This is a genomic window from Cytophagaceae bacterium (assembly GCA_016722655.1).
GTDB lineage: Bacteria > Bacteroidota > Bacteroidia > Cytophagales > Spirosomataceae > Leadbetterella.
The window spans coordinates 22733-41876 of record JADKIR010000005.1 but is presented as its reverse complement, the minus strand read 5'-3'; the positions used below and the strand labels follow the sequence as shown (position 1 = coordinate 41876).

16 protein-coding genes are annotated in these 19144 nt (G+C 36.6%); 12 read left to right on the top strand and 4 right to left on the bottom strand.

Features of this window, described 5'->3' with window-relative positions; all coding sequences use genetic code 11:
• The first annotated feature begins 2 nt into the window (after positions 1–2).
• From IPP61_15930 to IPP61_15915, 4 genes are all read left to right on the top strand, one after another.
• Positions 3–425, top strand: coding sequence for a DUF4281 domain-containing protein (locus tag IPP61_15930; protein ID MBL0326640.1), 423 nt, complete (start codon positions 3–5; stop codon positions 423–425).
• 70 nt (positions 426–495) lie between these two features.
• Positions 496–1278, top strand: a complete 783-nt coding sequence (locus tag IPP61_15925; protein ID MBL0326639.1) for a hypothetical protein — start codon at positions 496–498, stop codon at positions 1276–1278.
• Between the two features lie 585 nt (positions 1279–1863).
• A complete protein-coding gene (locus IPP61_15920) occupies positions 1864–2541 on the top strand; it encodes a pseudouridine synthase (protein MBL0326638.1) in 678 nt (225 codons plus the stop codon).
• A gap of 15 nt (positions 2542–2556) precedes the next feature.
• A complete protein-coding gene (locus IPP61_15915) occupies positions 2557–3087 on the top strand; it encodes a DinB family protein (protein ID MBL0326637.1) in 531 nt (176 codons plus the stop codon).
• Here IPP61_15915 and IPP61_15910 read toward each other — a convergent pair.
• A complete protein-coding gene (locus IPP61_15910) occupies positions 3084–4124 on the bottom strand; it encodes an AI-2E family transporter (protein ID MBL0326636.1) in 1041 nt (346 codons plus the stop codon). The genes IPP61_15915 and IPP61_15910 overlap by 4 nt on opposite strands.
• A gap of 103 nt (positions 4125–4227) precedes the next feature.
• Positions 4228–4644: an SRPBCC domain-containing protein gene (locus IPP61_15905; GenBank protein MBL0326635.1), complete on the bottom strand. Its 417-nt coding sequence runs from the start codon at positions 4642–4644 to the stop codon at positions 4228–4230.
• Positions 4645–4824: 180 nt separating this feature from the next.
• On the opposite strand from IPP61_15905, the gene IPP61_15900 reads away from it, so the two are divergent.
• The 7 genes from IPP61_15900 to IPP61_15870 all read left to right on the top strand — a co-directional run bounded on the left by IPP61_15900 (position 4825) and on the right by IPP61_15870 (position 16272).
• The gene (locus tag IPP61_15900) at positions 4825–5958 is read left to right on the top strand and encodes a hypothetical protein (GenBank protein MBL0326634.1); all 1134 of its coding nucleotides are present in this window, start codon (positions 4825–4827) and stop codon (positions 5956–5958) included.
• 14 nt (positions 5959–5972) lie between these two features.
• Positions 5973–6344: a LytTR family transcriptional regulator gene (locus IPP61_15895; GenBank protein MBL0326633.1), complete on the top strand. Its 372-nt coding sequence runs from the start codon at positions 5973–5975 to the stop codon at positions 6342–6344.
• 45 nt (positions 6345–6389) lie between these two features.
• Positions 6390–7427: a hypothetical protein gene (locus tag IPP61_15890; GenBank protein MBL0326632.1), complete on the top strand. Its 1038-nt coding sequence runs from the start codon at positions 6390–6392 to the stop codon at positions 7425–7427.
• Positions 7428–7431: 4 nt separating this feature from the next.
• Positions 7432–10326 (top strand): hypothetical protein, encoded by a 2895-nt coding sequence (locus tag IPP61_15885; GenBank protein ID MBL0326631.1) that lies wholly within the window; start codon positions 7432–7434, stop codon positions 10324–10326.
• 10 nt (positions 10327–10336) lie between these two features.
• Positions 10337–11839 (top strand): tail fiber domain-containing protein, encoded by a 1503-nt coding sequence (locus tag IPP61_15880; protein ID MBL0326630.1) that lies wholly within the window; start codon positions 10337–10339, stop codon positions 11837–11839.
• Positions 11840–12219: 380 nt separating this feature from the next.
• Positions 12220–13071: a hypothetical protein gene (locus tag IPP61_15875; protein MBL0326629.1), complete on the top strand. Its 852-nt coding sequence runs from the start codon at positions 12220–12222 to the stop codon at positions 13069–13071.
• Between the two features lie 495 nt (positions 13072–13566).
• A complete protein-coding gene (locus IPP61_15870) occupies positions 13567–16272 on the top strand; it encodes a phosphoenolpyruvate carboxylase (GenBank protein ID MBL0326628.1) in 2706 nt (901 codons plus the stop codon).
• Between the two features lie 260 nt (positions 16273–16532).
• Here the strand turns inward: IPP61_15870 and IPP61_15865 are convergent, their stop codons facing one another.
• A complete protein-coding gene (locus IPP61_15865; protein ID MBL0326627.1) occupies positions 16533–17150 on the bottom strand; it encodes a hypothetical protein in 618 nt (205 codons plus the stop codon).
• Positions 17151–17154: 4 nt separating this feature from the next.
• The gene (locus IPP61_15860; protein MBL0326626.1) at positions 17155–17643 is read right to left on the bottom strand and encodes an RNA polymerase sigma factor; all 489 of its coding nucleotides are present in this window, start codon (positions 17641–17643) and stop codon (positions 17155–17157) included.
• A 647-nt stretch (positions 17644–18290) separates the two neighbouring features.
• Here IPP61_15860 and IPP61_15855 point away from each other — a divergent pair.
• Positions 18291–19025, top strand: coding sequence for a WGR domain-containing protein (locus IPP61_15855; protein ID MBL0326625.1), 735 nt, complete (start codon positions 18291–18293; stop codon positions 19023–19025).
• The last annotated feature ends 119 nt before the right edge of the window (positions 19026–19144 follow it).

Sequence of the window (19144 nt, the reverse complement as noted above, 5' to 3'; positions counted from 1 at the left end):
TTATGAACGCTTCAGCAATATTCTCTTTCGGAAACTCCTTCGTAATTTTTGGCTGGATACTACTTATATTTCTTCCCAACTGGAAATATACCCAGGCCATAATTTTGAGCGGAATGATTGTGGTTTTGAGTGTTGTTTACTCCTATTTAATGTTGAAAGGCATCGGTGATTTCAGTGCGGATAGTTTCAGCACGCTTGCCAATGTAAAGGCACTATTTCAAAACGATGATGCGGTGGCTGGAGGATGGTTGCACTATCTTGCTTTCGACTTGTTTGTGGGAGCTTATATTGTCAGAAAAAGTAAGACATTGCAGATTTCCCGCTGGCTTTATACAATTCCACTTCCGTTTACCTTTATGTTTGGTCCTATGGGGTATTTGATATTTCTTATCATAAAAACCTTTAAGACCAAATCGCTGTTTTAAAGCCAATTAACTTATTTTTCAAATTAATCGGATTATAAATAACTTAGTCCGACTCAAAATCTTTTTGCTCATGAATTTTATAAATGAAATATATAACCGAAATAAATTATTGGCCCATTGCGGCACAGCCTTTTTGGTATTGACACTAATATTAGGCATTTATGCACCCTTTAACGACGTTGAGGTTTTAGGAATCAATTCCATGATAAAACCCATTAAATTTTCGCTCAGCATCTGGATTTACGCCTGGAGTTTTGCGTATATTTTAGAATATTTCGAAGACAAAAAGGCCGTCAGAAGATTCTCTGTTTTAGCGACAATTGTCATGATTTTCGAACAAGCGGTCATTAACATTCAGGCCTTCAGAGGAAAGTTGTCACACTTTAACCAAACCGAGATCTTAGGCGGAATCCTTTACGCTTTGATGGGAATTATGATTGCCTGGCTCACGGTCTCTACTCTATTGATTACACTTAAATTTATCAGACAAAAGTCTTTTTCGATCAGCTCTGATAAAGTACTTTCTATTCAATTAGGCCTGATCATTTTTATCATTTTCAGTTTTTGGGGTGGATATATGAGTGCGGTAAATACGCATACCGTAGGTGCTGAATTAGGTGCCAAAGGAATGCCTTTTTTAAACTGGAGTAATGTATTCGGTGATTTGCGGATTGCACATTTCTTTGGGGTGCATGCATTGCAGGTCGTTCCGATATTTGGCTTCTTTATGTCGTCTTTCAAAACTTCAGAATCAAAAAAGCGAACTTATGTATGGATTTTTGCTTTGATTTATTTTGCTTTTGTGTCATTCACAATGATTCAGGCATTGATGGGGAGGGCATTTGTTTCGTAAAATGAATGATTGATTTTTTGGTTGATTGAATATGGTTAAGATTTTTGTAAACTATTTTTTATTTCCGCTTTAGTGAAATATTAAGATTTATTTCCAAAAACATGAAATAAAAAATTACTGTCAAACTGGAATAATAAATAAAAAATGTAACCTTATAACAGCCTGCACTGTCTGAACACAATCAAAATTCTCATTAAGAGAAAATTGAATTTTCTAAATAAATGATTTTGAGAATTTTGAGTGTGTGAGTTTGCAGGTGGTGCGGCATTCCGATGCAGTTTTTTTTGGAGGTACGCCTCTCCGATTCGTTTTTTTTCGAAAAAAAATGAAGGCCCAGGCGGCAGCCGACACAAAGAATGTAATGGGGTGTTTTTCTATTTTTTTACGAAATACTATTTTTAAGTAGATTAATAGCCTATTTTTCCTTTTAAAAATATTTAACCGTTTGACAATAATAAAAAATCAATATTTTGGGGTCAATTTTCTAATTTGCACGAAACCGAAAAGATTATCAAAACTGATACCTTATTTATTACAGTTTCAATTTTATTCGAGAATCATTAATTTATTTTATAAATAACTCCATTGGGATTTAGCACTAAACTTCAATATTTCCTTGTCAAACGGCTTGGGATTTCCAACAAGGAGGTCCAGCAATTTCTGATGGATAAAAAAGTAAAAATCAATGGAAATGTGGTTTCCTCAAATCCTGAAGTGGAGCCGGAAGATGAAATAGTGGTGGATGGAAAGATAGTCCAGGCAGCCAAAACCTTCAAATATTTGGCTTACTACAAACCTCGCGGTGTAGAAACCACTCTGAATTCGGAAATTCCTGATAATCTGATCAATATATTGCCTTTTCCGGATGTATTTCCGGTTGGAAGGCTGGACAAAGCCTCGGAAGGCCTGCTCATTTTGACGGACGACGGCCGGTATTATGATAAGATTCTGAGAAAAGAAAACAAAACCGAAAAAGAATATCTGGTTAGAGTCGATAAATCCATCACTGAGGAGTTCATTGAAAACATGTCCTCGGGAATAAAAATAATGGGAAAAATGACGCTTCCTTGTGAAGTTATGTGGGTTTCGGATATGGAATTCAGGATTGTTCTGATCCAGGGACTAAACCGGCAGATCAGAAGAATGTGCTATAAATTGGGTTATGAGGTTCTTTTTTTGCAAAGAATAAGAATTGGTAATGTTTTTCTTGATAAATTGGAACCGGGAATGTGGCAGGAAATATCAAAAACCGACCTGAATTAAATCAAAATTTAAGTCATGAACAAAACGGAAATCATTCAGAACCTCGAAGTTAAGCATCAGGCTTTTATTAGCTATATCAATGGACTTTCTGAGGAAGAATTTGAATATGCTTTTCAGGACAAATGGTCGGCCGGGCAACAGCTCGAACATATCATCAAGAGTGTAAAGCCTTTGAATCAGGGTTTTATGTTGCCCAATTTTATGCTAAAAATGATTTTTGGCACTACAAACCGTCCCAGTCGTACTTATGACGAAGTCTTTACCAAATACCATCAAAAGCTGGAAGCAGGAGGAAGAGCAACTTCAAGATTTATTCCCAAAGAAGTGCCATTCTCTGCAAAAAAGAAGCTGATTTTGACTTTGGAAAAGCAAATAAAAAAACTTGGTAAACAAGTAAATGGATTTTCTGAGAATGACCTGGATTATCTGATTGCCCCTCACCCATTGCTTGGGAAATTGACGCTCAGGGAATTACTTTACTTCACCATTTTTCATGTGGAGCATCACCAATTGCTGATTGAAAAATACTTAAAAGAGAGAATTTAATTTTCGCCCAATAAAATAGAAATCGATTTTAGTTTTTCGGTTTTATCAGCTATTAATTTCAGGATACTAACCATTGGTATAAATAAAATCATGCCAGCTGCACCCCAAAAAATCCCACCCAAAACAATGGCAATAAAAATACTCAAGGTATTAATTTTAAGTCGGTTACCGACAATAAATGGAAACAAAATGTAAGCTTCCAACACTTGTACTATTGCAAAAACTATAATCACATAAATAGCATACCAGGCAGAATCATAAGTAACCCAGGCTACGCTGATGGGCAAAAGAGAAGCCACCATAATACCCACATAAGGAATAAAAGTGAGGACAGAAGCCAGAAAACCAAATAAAATTGGATGAGGAATTCCAATGATAGCCAGACCAGCACTATTAAGAATCCCCACCGCCAGATACACCAGAGCCATGCCTTTTACAAAATCATAATAAGACTTAACCGTATTTACCAACACTTGCCTTACCGCTTCACGCCTTTCAGCAGGAAATAAAGTATAGAGTGTTTGTGTCAATAATTTATGATAAGCCAATATTAAGGTTGCAAATACCGGCACCATAATAAGGGTAAAAATACCTTCTGAAAAGGATGAGGCCATACTTTGTAAAAATGCCAGAGCCTTACCTCCAGACTGATCCAGAAGATTTTGCAGGAAAATCTTTTGTGAATCAGCACTATAATCAAAGTTTTGAGCCACAAAAAGACTCAAATTGTCAATCGCCTCCAAAAGTTTTACTCTCAGACTGGTCCATTCATTGGTAAATTCCAGGATTTGGTTGATCATCAAAAAAAAGACAAAAACCAAAAATAAAAATATCAAAATTACTGGCAGACCATAAGCCAAAAATCCCGGAAATCTTTTGGAAATCAGCCAATTGGAAATTGGAAACAAAACAAAGCTTATCAGCATTCCAAATGCCAGTGGAATAAACAGACTACGGCCAAAATAAAGAATGAAAGAAATCAACACCACATATTGCAGGATTTCCAATGGCCTGATGTTTTTTGTTGAGACTGACATAATTCATTTTGTTTTTGAATGTTTAATTTAGGCAAATTCTACCTCAAAAGCAAAAAAAACGCCCATTGATTGATGGGCGGTAAATCTAGATATAGGTCAATATTTAATTATTCTCCACATAATTTTTGAAATTATCGAGAATACCTTGCCAGCCTGATTGCTGTAGTTCACGGGAGTTCATATTTTCAGGATCAAAAACTTCGGTGAGAATAACCTGATCACCATCTTGCTTGAAAATAACCTCGGCTTCTCTCCCATCTTCCATCACAAAACAAACCAACTCTTGCTCAATGACTTTGTTGAAAGTTCCAATAAAATCAAATCCTGCACTGCCATCACGGGCTTCCATACGATGCAGGAATTTCCCTCCTTCCCTCATGTCGATTTCAGAATGTGGTGTATGCCAGCTTGGGTGTCCTGTATTCCAGATGATATTATGTTCCGGGCTCTTGTAATAATCCCAAATCTTAGCCAAAGGGGCATTAATATTTACGCTTACTGTGATTTTTGACGATTCCATCTCTTAAAGTTTTAAAATTTTCTGTAAAGATAATTTTAAAAATGAAAAATAAACAGGCGAAATCCGCCAAAAACTGTGGGTTTCTGTGTCAGAATTTACCGTTAAATAAAACCCTACTAACATTAGTAGTACCACACCATTTTAATCAAACCTAGCTTTGTTGCAATTAAAAAATAAGGTATGAGAAAATTATTCATTTTATTTTTACTGACACAAACTTACATTGTTAATGCACAGGTAGAATCACGGACAGATTCTATGATTATCAAATCAAAACTCCGGATCAAAAACCACAACGAAGCACCCGGAAAGGTATTAACCTCTGATTTGGATGGTAATGCCACCTGGCAAGACATTCCGGTTTCACCATCAGGTAATTGGCAAGTAGTAGGCACCAACTCTACAAGAGGCGGATTTAACAATAATATCTCCGATGGCACAAGCAACACCGTCTTAATTGGTGAGAGTAATAATCAAACAGGCGGTCAATACAATTATGGCATGGGTTGGGGTCTTGAGCTCAATGGTTTTGCCAATACGGTTGTTGGAGCTTTTAATTCGCCTCCTGTTTCTCCTGTTACTTCATGGAATTCAACTGACCCACTTTTTACTATTGGCAACGGGCAATCGGCTGGCTCACGTTCCAATGCACTTTTAGTACAAAAAAATGGTGTCGTTAATATTGGGGTAACACCTAATTCATCTTTAGTTTATAGATTAAAAGTGGGAGGCGGAATAAGCTCTACTGCCACGGTACAGGCACTGAATCTAAGAGCTACCAACTTATCAGGAACCGGTACAAGAGATGTATGCACCGATGACAGCGGCAACCTCATAGAATGTCCATCTACTACCAGTTTGGGAAGCTTCAATGTATCGGCTATGGGGTTTCAGCCTCAAACTAATTCAGCTATAACTGCTGCCAATTTTCAGCGGGATATCGTAAATAATTTTGTGTCGTTTACCAACGGCACCAAGCTGACCGAGGCCTACATGTTCGCACCGGTTGAGCTACCCGATGGCTTCATCATCAAACAGATGGCGTTTCACTACAAACAGTCTGCCGGAGGCACCATGACGGTGCGTTTCAAAAAAGTACAAAAGCTAGATACCGGTTCGGGTACCTCTACTATAGTCTCAGTTAGCTCCACACCAGGAACCGACGTATTGGAAAGCTATAATGACCCAGCGTCTCCCGAAGTAATTGACAACAAGGAGTTTTACTATTATCTGTATCTTGAAGCCGGCACCAACTGGCTTGGAAATGACATGGCCCTGAGAGGCGTGATGTTTTATTCTGAAAAACAAAAATAAAAACAATCGCAAGCATGAAAACAATAAGAAAAAAACTTGAAAAAAACTTCACAAAAACCATGTGCCCTTTTACAGAGGTTCATGTGGGGTCCAGAATGGAGATTAGCCCAACCGATATTGTGATGATCAAAGCAGACATAAGTTACTCCTATTTGTATCTGAAAACTGGCCGTAGAATCATAGTTAGCACCAACATACAAACGCTGGAAGAGCGTTTTCTACCTTTCAAAAATATGGTAAGGATTCATCGTTCAACAATGATTAACACACAGTTTCTGAAATATGTAGATGGAACCAACGCCTTTCTGGTCAACGACATGCAATGTGTGATATCGAGAAGAAAGAGAAACGATTTGTTTCAGGCCATTCAAATAATTAATTCGTAAGCTATCATTTTTTTTTAAAATATTAACAATCAAATATTTAAACTCATGAAAAAGACATTTTTTACTCTTATCGCTTTGCTGGTTTGTATTAGCTCATTTGCAACAATTCGCAGGGTAAACAATAATCCTGGTGTAATAGCCACTGGGTTGGTTTATAGTAGTTTTTCGGATGCCCACCTTGCGGCTTCGAGTACAGTAGTGGACACTATTTATTTAGAGCCATCAGATATCAGTTATGGTGGCATAAACATCAATAAAAAAATAGTTTTAATAGGTTCGGGATATTTTTTGGATAAAAACCCGATAACTCCTTTTGATAAAAGAAGTACAAAAGTAAGCGGAATAAGCATAGTTGGTACTAATTCACCAACTACTACAAATCCCACAGGAACTGTTTTGTATGGCCTTACTGTGCAGTCTGATAATGGCCTTTATGGTAACATAACTTTTGGTACAAGTGTAACCACTTTCGGTATTACTTCTGATATTTCAGTTATTGGTTGTTTGTTTAATACTATTATCCGAAACACCTATGGTGGAGGCAATAATCTAATAAAAAGGTGTTTTATAATTGGGGATATTAACAATTTAGCTTCCAATACTGTAATAAGCAATTGCATTATTTTGGGCAGCTTTACTGGCGGTTCAACCAATAATTTAGTGAAAAATTGTATAATTTTTGGTGGAATTACACCCAATTCGGCTGTAACTTATAACAATATTATTTTTCAAGGACCTACTGCTACTTTGAGTTTTCCTAACGAATCCAATGTATTCAATAATGTGTGTGTAGGGTGCACAAGTACGCCTAGTTTTAATAATTTCTTTACTACAGCAACCAATACCATCTTCCAAGTAGCCGAACCTAGAATTTTGGATGACCTATGGGATGAAAGGTTTAAACTAGCAGTTGCTTCTCCTGCTAAAACCAAAGGCGTTAATGGCGTAGATTGTGGCGTATTTGCTGGCCCGGATCCATATGTTTTATCAGGAATACCACCTTTTCCGATGATTAGTGCATTTACCCAGGGACCTACTTCGGGCGGAAATATTCCAATTACGATAAGCATCAAACGCAATTAATAGCATGAAAAGGCTATTATTTTGGCTATGCTTTCTGGTACTTCCCGGCTCATTAGTCTTTGGTCAGAATATTGATAAACTGGAATATTTTCTTGATTCAGACCCAGGTATAGGTAACGGCATCAACCTTCCTTTTTCACCGGGTTTGCAAAAAGAGTTGAACAATTTTAGTTTCAATATTCCTCAAGCCGGATTTAACGCAGCTACGTTTTTATATATCAGGGCAAGATTCGATAATGGAAATTGGGGGATTGTTTTTCAAAAGAAAATTGTTCCAACGCCTGTACTTACACCGGCAATTGTGAAAGCTGAATATTTCATCAATACTGATCCGGGATTTGGGAATGGGGTAAATATTCCTATTACAGCCGGGCAATTGGACTTGAGCAATGTAAGTTTTACCATACCGGCTGCTAGTTTGACCTCCGGTACCGATTTTCTTTTTGTCAGAACCAAAAACGAAAAAGGACAATGGTCTGAAGTCATGATGAAACAATTGGAAAATGTGCCCCCTGTTGTCTTACCTTCAATCGTTAAAGCTGAATATTTCATCAATACAGACCCGGGATTTGGCAATGGATTAAATATTCCGATCACGGCCGGTCTCGTTGATTTATCAAATATCAATTTTACCATTCCATCTGGCAGTTTGACCCCAGGCACCGATTTCCTTTTTGTTAGGACCAAAAATGAAAAAGGTCTTTGGTCGGACGTTTTGATGAAACAATTGGAAAATGTCACTTCCAACCCAGTACCTGCTATTGTAAAAGCGGAATATTTTATCAATACCGACCCGGGATTTGGGAATGGTGTAAATATTCCGGTTACGGCAGGTCTCGTTGAATTATCAAATATCAATTTTACCATTCCATCAGGCAGTTTGACAGCAGGCACCGATTTCCTTTTTGTTAGAACCAAAAATGAAAAAGGTCAATGGTCGGAAGTTTTGATGAAACAATTGGAAAATATCACTTCGAACCCGGTACCTGCCATTGTAAAAGCAGAATATTTTATCAATACCGACCCGGGATTTGGGAATGCTGTAAATATTCCAATTACGGCTGGTCTCACAGATTTATCAAATATCAATTTTACCATTCCGTCAGGCAGTTTGACAGCTGGCACCGATTTTCTTTTTGTCAGAACCAAAAACGAAAAAGGGCAGTGGTCTGAAGTGATGATGAAACAATTGGAAAATGTGCCAGTTGTTGACGCACCTTCTATTGTTAAAGCCGAATATTTTATCAATTCCGATCCGGGAATTGGAAATGGGGTTAGCATCCCGGTCACTGGGGGTCAAATAAATCTTACAAATGTAAATTTTACAATTCCATCGGCCAGTTTGACCTCAGGAACTGATTTCCTTTATGTCAGGACCCAAAACGAAAAAGGACAATGGTCTGAAGTCATGATGAAACAGCTTGAAAATGTACCCCTTCTTGTCTCTTCGTCAATTGTAAAAGCCGAGTATTTTATCAATTCCGACCCGGGATTTGGCAATGGGGTAAATATTCCGGTTACGGCTGGTCTTGTTGATTTAGCGAATGTGAATTTTACCATTCCATCAGGCAGTTTGACAGCAGGAACCGATTTCCTTTATGTAAGAACCCAAAACGAAAAAGGACAATGGTCAGAGGTGTTGATGAAACAATTGGAAAATGTTCCTCCTGCTGTATCTCCTGCTATCGTAAAAGCCGAATATTTCATCAATACTGATCCCGGATTTGGAAATGGCGTGAATATCCCAATCACTGCCGGGCAGGTAGATTTGAGCAATGTTAGTTTTACGATTCCTTCTGCAAGTTTGACTGCAGGCACCGATTTCCTTTTTGTCAGAACCAAAAATGAAAAAGGACAATGGTCTGAGGTGCTGATGAAACAATTGGAAAATGTACCAACATTGGCGGCACCTGCTATAGTTAAAACGGAATATTTTATCAATAGCGACCCGGGATTTGGAAACGGCGTAAGCATTCCGATCACTGCTGGTCAGCTAAATCTAACGAATGTGAATTTCACAATTCCAGCCGCTAGTTTGACCCCAGCCACCGATTTTCTTTTTGTTAGAACCCAAAACGAAAAAGGACAATGGTCAGAAGTGATCATGCGACAATTGGAAAATTCACCTGCTGTTGCCACCCCCGCCATCGTAAAAGCGGAATATTTCATCGATACCGACCCTGGATTTGGGAATGGGGAGAATATCCCAATAACCGCCGGACTCACCAGTTTGAATAATACGAATATTAATGTAACGGTGTCCAGTCTCCCTGACGGATTTTACAATTTATTTATCAGGTCAAAAGACGAAAGGAATCGATGGAGTGAGCCCCTGGTGCATCAAATTTATGTAAATGAAAAACACATGGAAGTTATACCCTCCCCTGATTCATTATGTATAAATGCTCCGGTCACCATAAATTATATCTCTGATTTTGAATTTTCCAGCTCTGAAACCGTGGATATATTCCTTAGTAATTCTGCCGGTTTATTCAATACCAATATTCTTCTCGGGACCACTTCTGTGCTTTCAGGAAGTTTTGGAGGCTTATTGCAGGTAAATATTCCCGCCAATCTGGACCAAATTTCTGGGTATAGGATTTTGGCTCAGAGTACAAACAGACCAGGAGTAAGTTCAAAGCCGTTGGTATTAAAAACTTGTGCCGTTGTGCCTTGTAATCAAATCATTACACTGAACAGTCCTTCAGATGATATCACAAGTGGTATCGTTTCAAAATCAACCAGCCTGACTATTACCGCCAATAATAAATTGACCGGATCCGGTCAGCTTACACTAAAAGCAGGACAAAGTATAACTATCGATGGTAACAACGATGTATTTATAGCGGATACCGGCACGGTCTTCAAAGCCGAAATCGGAGGATGCGTAAACCCATAAACTCATAGAAATGAAACAAAAACTATTATTACCGGCATTTTTACTGCTATGTATTTCAGGATTTTCACAAAGTATTTTGTTAGAACCCACCGGTACCGGCCAGGGCATATATAGCAAAAGGAGTTCCCTCTACAATTTTACTGTCCCCACGCCATTGGTCTTGCCTGATTCAGGAGCAGGAACACGACTCATGTGGATTCCCGATCGTAGTGCATTCAGAGTGGGCTCAGTATCAGGCACTCAATGGAACAATGCCAATATTGGCCATTACAGTTTTGCGATAGGTTTAGATTTAAAAGTTACAGGTCTGGCATCGGGAGCAGTAGGAATGCAAAATGAAGCCTCAGGAGCTCAAAGTTTTGCCGGTGGATTTAGCAATTATGCCACCGGGAATCAGTCTTTAAGTTTCGGAATCCTCAACAATACTTCAGGATCTGCTTCTATTGCATTAGGTCGCTCCAACCTCATTTCTGCTCAGGGTACCAATTCAGTAGCTATTGGTCAGGGTAATAACGCCCAATTTTCCAATAACTATCTGATTGGAAAGGATAACAAAGGTAAAAACATCTTAGAGTTTGCCTTTGGCTACGAAAATGACGTAAGTGCTGACCGATCTTTCTCAATTGGATACTTTAACAATAACTCAGGTGTATCATCGTACAATTTCGGAGAAGCCAATACCTCCAAAACTGAAAGAGCAATGAACATTGGCTTTGACAATCAATCTGCAGGAATCAGAGCCCTGGCAATAGGATATTCAAATCTGCCAACCGGAGATTATAACGTTGCTTTGGGAAGCGGTAACAAAGGAGCCGGTTCACAGGGGATAGCAATAGGAACTGTCAATAAAAGCAATGGAAATAATAGCCTGAGTGGCGGATTGGGCTTGGTCAACAACGTGTTCGGTGCAACAATGCTGGGCACATACAACGATTCCCTGACTACCGACCTGATCGGAGGAGCACTTTCGGCCACGGCCCATGATAATAATGACCCCTTGCTTATCATCGGCAACGGAACCGGCAACAATGCCCGCTCCAATGCCCTCACGATGTATAAAAACGGAAAACTAGGCCTGGGCACCGATCTACCCACCCAATTACTCGACGTGGATGGCTCTGCAAGATTTAGGAGCGTGGCCACCGACAACGCCAACGCTACCTTTCTTACCATCGAAACCGACGGAACCATCAAAAAAACAAACCCCGCAGCTTCTGATATGCGTTTAAAGCAAAACATTGCTCCGCTTGACAATCCTATTGAAAAAATCATGGCGATGCAGGGTGTAAGTTATGAGTTTAAGGAAAATCCCGACCAGAAAAGAATGGGCTTTATCGCCCAGGAAGTAGAAAAGGTATATCCCGAAGCCGTGCTAGAGCTGGATTCAGGCATGAAAGGTGTACGATATGATGATTTGATTCCAGTTTTGTTGGAAGCCATCAAATCTCAGCAAAAGCAGATTGAAGCTCTGGAGCAAAAACTTACCGAAATCAACAGATTATTGAAAAGATAGAAACAACATTTACCACAAGCCCGGAAGACCTCTTTCGGGCTTTGGTTTTGAAAAAAGCACTAAATTTGAAACGTCGCAATGTTTTGCGATGGCATCCAGAGGCTGAAATCAATTGGTTTAATAATCCTGAGTAATGAAATTATTATGAGTAAAATCTATTTTTGCTTATAATTGCTTTAAATTCAATAACATGCTTTAGTTGTTAATTAATGACCTGCATGTTGCTAATTATTATGGAATTAGTAAGGGAAATATTGAGATTATTTTTACTTTTTGAGGATTGGAATACGTAATCATTTAGTCTTTACATTGAGAAATTGACAAAGAGCATTAATGCTTAAAATTGAAAAAAACTACAATTGAAATAAAAACAAATAGCTATGAAATCATTGATTATCTTCCTAATATCCATCCAATTTGCTTTAGCTCAAACCAAAACCGATTGCAACACCATTTATATTTGTATTGACTCCATCTCTTATGAGCAGCTATTTTCAAATGCTTATGTACGTGATACGCTGTTTTTTTGTCAGGAAAGCACCACTAAAACGCTTGAAGAAGAATATACCGGAAAATATGCCATCGGCAAAGCCGCAAATTTGGAGTTTTTTAAGCCCAACAACATTGATAAAATAGGAAACCGCCTCCATGATTTTGGCATAGAATTTAAAACCCGGAGTTTGGGATTGCTAAATAATTTGATAACTACAGTCCAAAATAAAGGAATTGCCTTTGACACCAATACAACCCATTTAAATGAAGAAGATGCCAAAATCGTCTGGTACAAAACCCTAAATCTGGCATCCACCAAAACCAATTACGAAATCAGTATCCTGGAATACCAAAAAGAATTCTTACAATATTTGGGATTTGCAGGTGACGAACTCAGCCAGGAAATGAGCTATGAGGAATTCAACACCAAACTCTCAAATGGGAAAAAATACCCACGTCAATTCAATAAAATAAAATCGGTAACGGTGACATTGGATAAATCGAAATTGGCAGAATACAGAGCTTTCTGTGAGTTGAATGGTTTACGTCAAAAAAATAAATATTCCTATGCCAACGACGATTTAGAGATGAATTTTGAACTCAACAAAAAACAAAATCAAGCCAGAATTAAAAAAATAAGCATTGATCTCATTGAAGCACAGCGTAATCGAATAATGGAGGTCTCTGACAAAATAAATATTAAGGTAAGTGGAAAGATTTGCGATATACTATTTCTTTGATTTTTAGCCCTTCGGTCTGTTCCGCCGGGACATCCCAAAGCTACCTAAGAAAAAATTAACCCCAATTGCCGAAAAAACTACCAGAAAACCCCATTTTATTATAAAATTCAATAACAAAGCTTAAAAAAACAGAACCAAAGACCTACATGTAGCTGATTATTATGTCATTAGAAAAGGAAATTATGATTTACGTTTCCTTTTTGAGAATTGAAAATCCTATCTATCAAGCTTCCAGATTGGGATAATAATGGTGAGTGGTAATTTTTAGAATTAAAATACCATTAAATCTAAGATCGCCTTTTGCAGCTTAACAAGGTTCGATTTATTTTGTCCTACAAAAAATATAGATTTAAAATAAATGTAAAAATTTATCTCACTAAATCGGAACTATTTATAAAAACTAAACTTAAGAATTCAAATCCGGATTATTACTGAAGTTTTTTACATAAATAGGATTTTACTATAAACTAAATATAAATAGGTACTTTTTTAATTATGAATATTGAACAAACACATTTTAAGAAGATCTCTGATGACCGAAGATTTATTATTGATTGTTATATAGAAATGCTCTCAAGAATTAACGAAAATCAAGTAATTGATTTAGTTAATTATTCAATAAATAATGTAAAAACAGATATTGAAGAACTACCCAACGGTAAAACGATTCAAGCTCTAAGTATATATTTTCAACTCATAACATTGGTCGAAGAAAATGCTGCTATGCAGTACAGAAGAAAACTCGAAGACCAGGAAAAAATTGTAACAATTCGTGGGTCTTGGGCCGAAACATTAAATATATGGAAAAAAGCAAACCTATCTGAAGAGGAAATGCTCAATGCAATTTCTAAAACCCATATTATACCGGTTCTAACTGCACATCCCACTGAGGCTAAAAGAATAACTGTTTTGGAAATTCATCGAGAGTTATTTTTACTATTAGTTCAAAAAGAGAATTCCTCATTAAGTAAAATTGAGCAAAATGTAATCAGGGAGAATATCCTCCATCTATTGGAAAGATGGTGGAGAACCGGAGAGATTTACATGGAAAAACCGGAAATAAGTGACGAAAGAGCTAATGTATTGCATTACCTCAAAAAGGTCTTTCCCAATGTACTAAAAAATACCGACGACCAATTGAAAAGTTCATGGGTAGCATTGGGTCTTAACCCACTTAAAATAAAAAATCCGGATTTATTTCCAAAAATTGAATTTGGAAGTTGGGTGGGTGGCGACAGAGATGGACATCCATTTGTTTCTGCTCTTATCACTAAAGAAACTCTTCTGATTCACAGAAAAACTGCGTTAAATCTTGTAAGAGATGAATTGGAAAATTTGGCAAAAAAAATATCTGTCTCTGCTATTACCAACCCTATTCCTTTTGAACTATCAGAGGCAATAGAAAACAAAGAAAAGCTTTTGGGTGAGTCAGGCAAACGGGCCATTAACCGAAACCGCTATGAACCATGGAGGCAATTTGTAAATCTAATGATTTGCCAATTAGATAATACTATTTCGGAAAATTACACAGATTCAAAATCACACTATAAATCTAGTAAAGCTTTAGAAATAGATTTAAAAGTATTAAGAGGAGTTTTAATACAAAATGGTTTAAATAGCATTGCAGAAAGTCTGTTATTTCCTGTTGAAAGAATAGTAAAAAGCTTTGGATTTCACCTGGCGAAATTAGATATAAGACAGAATAGTGCTTTTCATGATAAAGCAATATCTCAAATTTTAAAATGCAATGGTGAGAAAGATTATGATTTTGAAACATGGGAAGAAACAAAACGGATAAAATATCTAAGCCAAATATTAGAAAAAAATGAACTTATTACTGATGTAACGATTTCCTATGGGTTGGAGGCAGATGCTATTTTAGATTGTTATAAAGTTATTCGCCAACATATAAATCAGTATGGAGTTGACGGTATAGGCTCTTTTATTGTTAGTATGACCAGGGATTTTAGTGATTTATTGGTTGTTTACTTATTTATGCGTGAAACCCAGTTATTAAATACCAGCATTAAAGTAGTTCCACTTTTAGAAACCATTGAGGATCTGCACCATGGCCCTCAAATTTTAGATGCATTTTTTAAACATCCAATTACACAATCCCGTAGAAAATACACTGGGTTTGCTCAAGAGATTATGTTAGGTTACAGTGACAGCAATAAAGATGGTGGCACAATAGCAAGTAAGTGGAATCTATACCAGGCCGAAATAGCTTTGACTAAAGTTGGCAAAGATAATAACACAGAAATTTACTTTTTCCATGGCACAGGTGGTACCATTAGTAGAGGTGGTGGAAAATACCATCGTTTTGTAGAAAGTATGCCTGAAAGCACTATAAATGGCACTTTGAAAATTACTGTTCAAGGCGAATCTGTTGCACAACTATTTGGAAATCCAAAAACTGCAACCTACAACTTAAGTGCATTGTCATCGGGTATAGCCAGGCATTTAATTGAGAGCCAAACAAAAATAGAAAAGACTCAATATCCCATTGAAGCAATGGAGTTTATTGCAGAAAAGTCATATGAACATTATAAAAACCTAATTGAAACCCCAGGCTTGATAAACTTTTACAGCAAAACGACATGTATAGATGTATTGGAAAAGAGTAAAATCGGATCAAGGCCAGCCAGGAGAACAGGTACCAGAACACTAAAAGACCTTAGGGCTATTCCATGGGTATTTAGTTGGAATTTATCAAGATTTGCTTTAACAGGATGGTTTGGGCTTGGTGAAGCCCTGAAAAAATTGAAAATCGAAAAACCTCATGAATTCGAAAATTTAATAAAAGGAATAAATAGCTGGAACTTCATTAAGTTTTTGATGATTCAAACAGAGACCAATCTTATCTTATCTAACTTAGAAATAATGAACTTATATGCTTCGCTTGATGAGGATGAGAATGAAAAGAAATTGTTTATGTCTATGTTATTAGCTGATTACCAAAATGGTTTACAGTATATTGAAGAGCTATTTAATGATTCTTCAACAAACAGAAGATTGGGGCAGTATGATAATTTAAAATGGCGGAATGAAAAACTTTTTGTTTTACACAAGTTACATGTTAAATATTTAAAAATATGGCGAAGTATGGATGATGAAAATAATTTAGAAAAAGACAAATTGCTAAATAAGTTATTAAGTATTATAAATGCATTGTCTAGTGGTTTGAAAAATACAGGTTGATTTATCATTCCAGTAATGCTCTTCAAAATGTTCCGCTGGTCAAAGGATCATAAGCGTGCGAACTTTGAGAGAAAAAACTCAGTTGATGCTAGTATCCATCAGCACTACGGGATATTCCCCTGGGATATCCCGTAGCTAGATAAAACTGGATTTGTAATCCTAATTCCCGAAATAACGGCGAGTAACCCCATTTTTGCTAAAATTCAACAACATTCATTACACAGCTTTGACATTGAGAAAATGCCAAAGAGCTCCCATCCTCACTCCTGCTCACAAAGACGTGCATACAATTCTTTGAGATATTCCAGATTGTGTATCTGATATTTCCTGATTTTGGAGGCACCCAAATAGGCTGCAAATAGCCCAAACGGTGCTCCTACCATCAGGCCAATTAATGATTCTTCGGTTTTAAAAACCTCCACAAAGGGTTTATTTTCAAAATACACATGTATCGACAGAATCGTCAGCACATACAGAAAAGAAATTAAGACCAAATACAGCTTACTGTATCTGCCGGTCAACCATTTTGACAAAAGACTTATTCTTGATTCCAACCAGTTTTTTAAGGGTTGATGGAAGGCGTTGTTTTGGATTTTATACCACGACCACAAACCTGATATCAAGGAAACAAGCGTTACAATACCCAGGGTAGCATTGTTCAATACATATATCAAATCATTGCGGCGATGGACCGCCGTAACGGCCAAAAATATCAAAAGGCCAATACAGACAAATATGCTTATACTCATGATAATCAAAAACTTATTCATGGTCTCTCTTGATTTTTTATTCAGCAATACATCCAGTTCAACTTTCGATTTCTGGTTGATTTCAGTATCGATGGTATTCCATATTTTTCGCAATTCATTATTTTCCATGATTTTACCGCTTTAAGTTTTGTTTCAATAATTCTTTCACTCTATTAATTCTGACCCCGACATTCGACCTCGTGATGCCGATGATTTCCGCTATTTCGTCATAACTTTTTTCTTCCAGATACAGCAGCATGATTGATTTGTCCACTTCATCAAGATCATAAATGGCATTTAACAACGATTGCAAAGATTCATTCCGCATCATGTCGTCCATAACCGTAGATTGCTCAGGCAAGTCGGGGATGGTTTCCCGATATTCGATTCGGGATGCCTTTTTAAGTCTTGATATGGAGGTGTTTATTGACACTGCATAAATCCACGAGCCAATGCTATTTTGGTTTTTGAGACCCGGATATGACTTCCAAAGCTGAAAGATGATTTCCTGAAGATTATCTTCCCGGTCGGTTCTATTTTTAAAATAAATAAAATTGACTTTGTGCAATATCCCCTGATAATTGGAAAGTATTTCGAGAAATTCATCTTTAGAAGATTTCATTTTTGATGCATTTCCTATAAAGTAAGTTTCAGACCGTATTTATTACAAAAAAATAGAAAAATATTTTAAGCCGCCTATCATTTGACATTAATAATTGCAAAAAACACAAAACCCAATTGCAATCAAAAGCCGTATTAAACAGGCCCATTACTATTGTTTTCCATCGTTTTTTGGAGAAATACCGAAGATTGCCAAAAACCCGGCTAATTTTGACCTTCCTGGAAATAATATTTATCAGGCAATTAAAAGCTTTTTCTTAAATTCAACTCTTCGACATGTTCCACATGGACATGTCGAAGCTAGATAAAACAGAATTAAAATCCTAAATCCCAAAATTTTCATGAGCAAATCCCTTTATGCTCAAAATGCAATAACATGGCTTATGAATACTGAATAAAATACCACCCTAAACTGTTTATTTTGGTTTTAGGATAAGAAAGATGGAAATTACCTTTCCTTTTTGAGGATTGGAAATCCTCTGAATCTAGCTTCGACATTAAAAAAATGTCGAAGAGCTAAGTTATATAATTTTAATTAATGCATTATTTCCAGTAAGAATTTTATTGGTATTTTTGGAAAAAATTATAATCCAAAAAATATAAACCGTCTGAAATATTCAGAATATTAAAATAAAAATTTACATAAAAATGGAAAAATTCTTTCGGTTCACAGACGAAAAATCTGACAAATATTGGGAAGCAGCATGTAATGATTTAAACTTAACTATATTTTTTGGAAAAATTCATTCTGCTGGTAGAGTTGAGGAAAAAACATTTGAAACTAAGGAAAAATGTATTCAGGAATATGAAAAGCTTATAAAATCAAAGCTTAAAAAAGGCTATGTTGAGACTATTGAATCAAATCGTCCTATTCACAATTCATCCACTTTAAATCTAATTCGTGATTTTGAGGAAAACAACGATATTAAAGTAAGTCCAATATCTAAGAAATTGATGAATGAAGATTTCTATTGGAGTTGTGTGGAAGAGACAAGCCCTTTTGGAAGTGATGAAGGAAGTGATACTTTCTCATTTTTGCGTGAGGCATTTCAAGATAACCCAAGAACTAAACCTATTGACTTTTTAAATAGTCAGTTTTTGAGCAATCCCGATTTTTACCCATTACGAGATTTAAATTGCCTCGATTCTGATTTTTTAAAGAAAAATTTTGATGATTCCGATCTTTTGATAATACAAGACAATGCCATTTGGGCCGTAGCATTTGGACAATTGGTAATCAGAGGACATATTGACGAGGAAGTTATTTCTCTTGCAAAGATTTCACTGAAACGTCAATTATTAGATGTTTTCAAGCCATTTTTTGAACAAAAAAGAGAAAGTCAAATCCAGAAAATGCTTCATGTTTTGGAACAATTACCTTAGCTTAATTTTGAGTATTATCTTTTCACTTGGCTTAGTTTTATGAATAAATTGTTGCCTGTTTCAGTTTTAGAATGTTGATTGGACTAACATCAGCTTCCATTTCGACATTTTAACAGAAT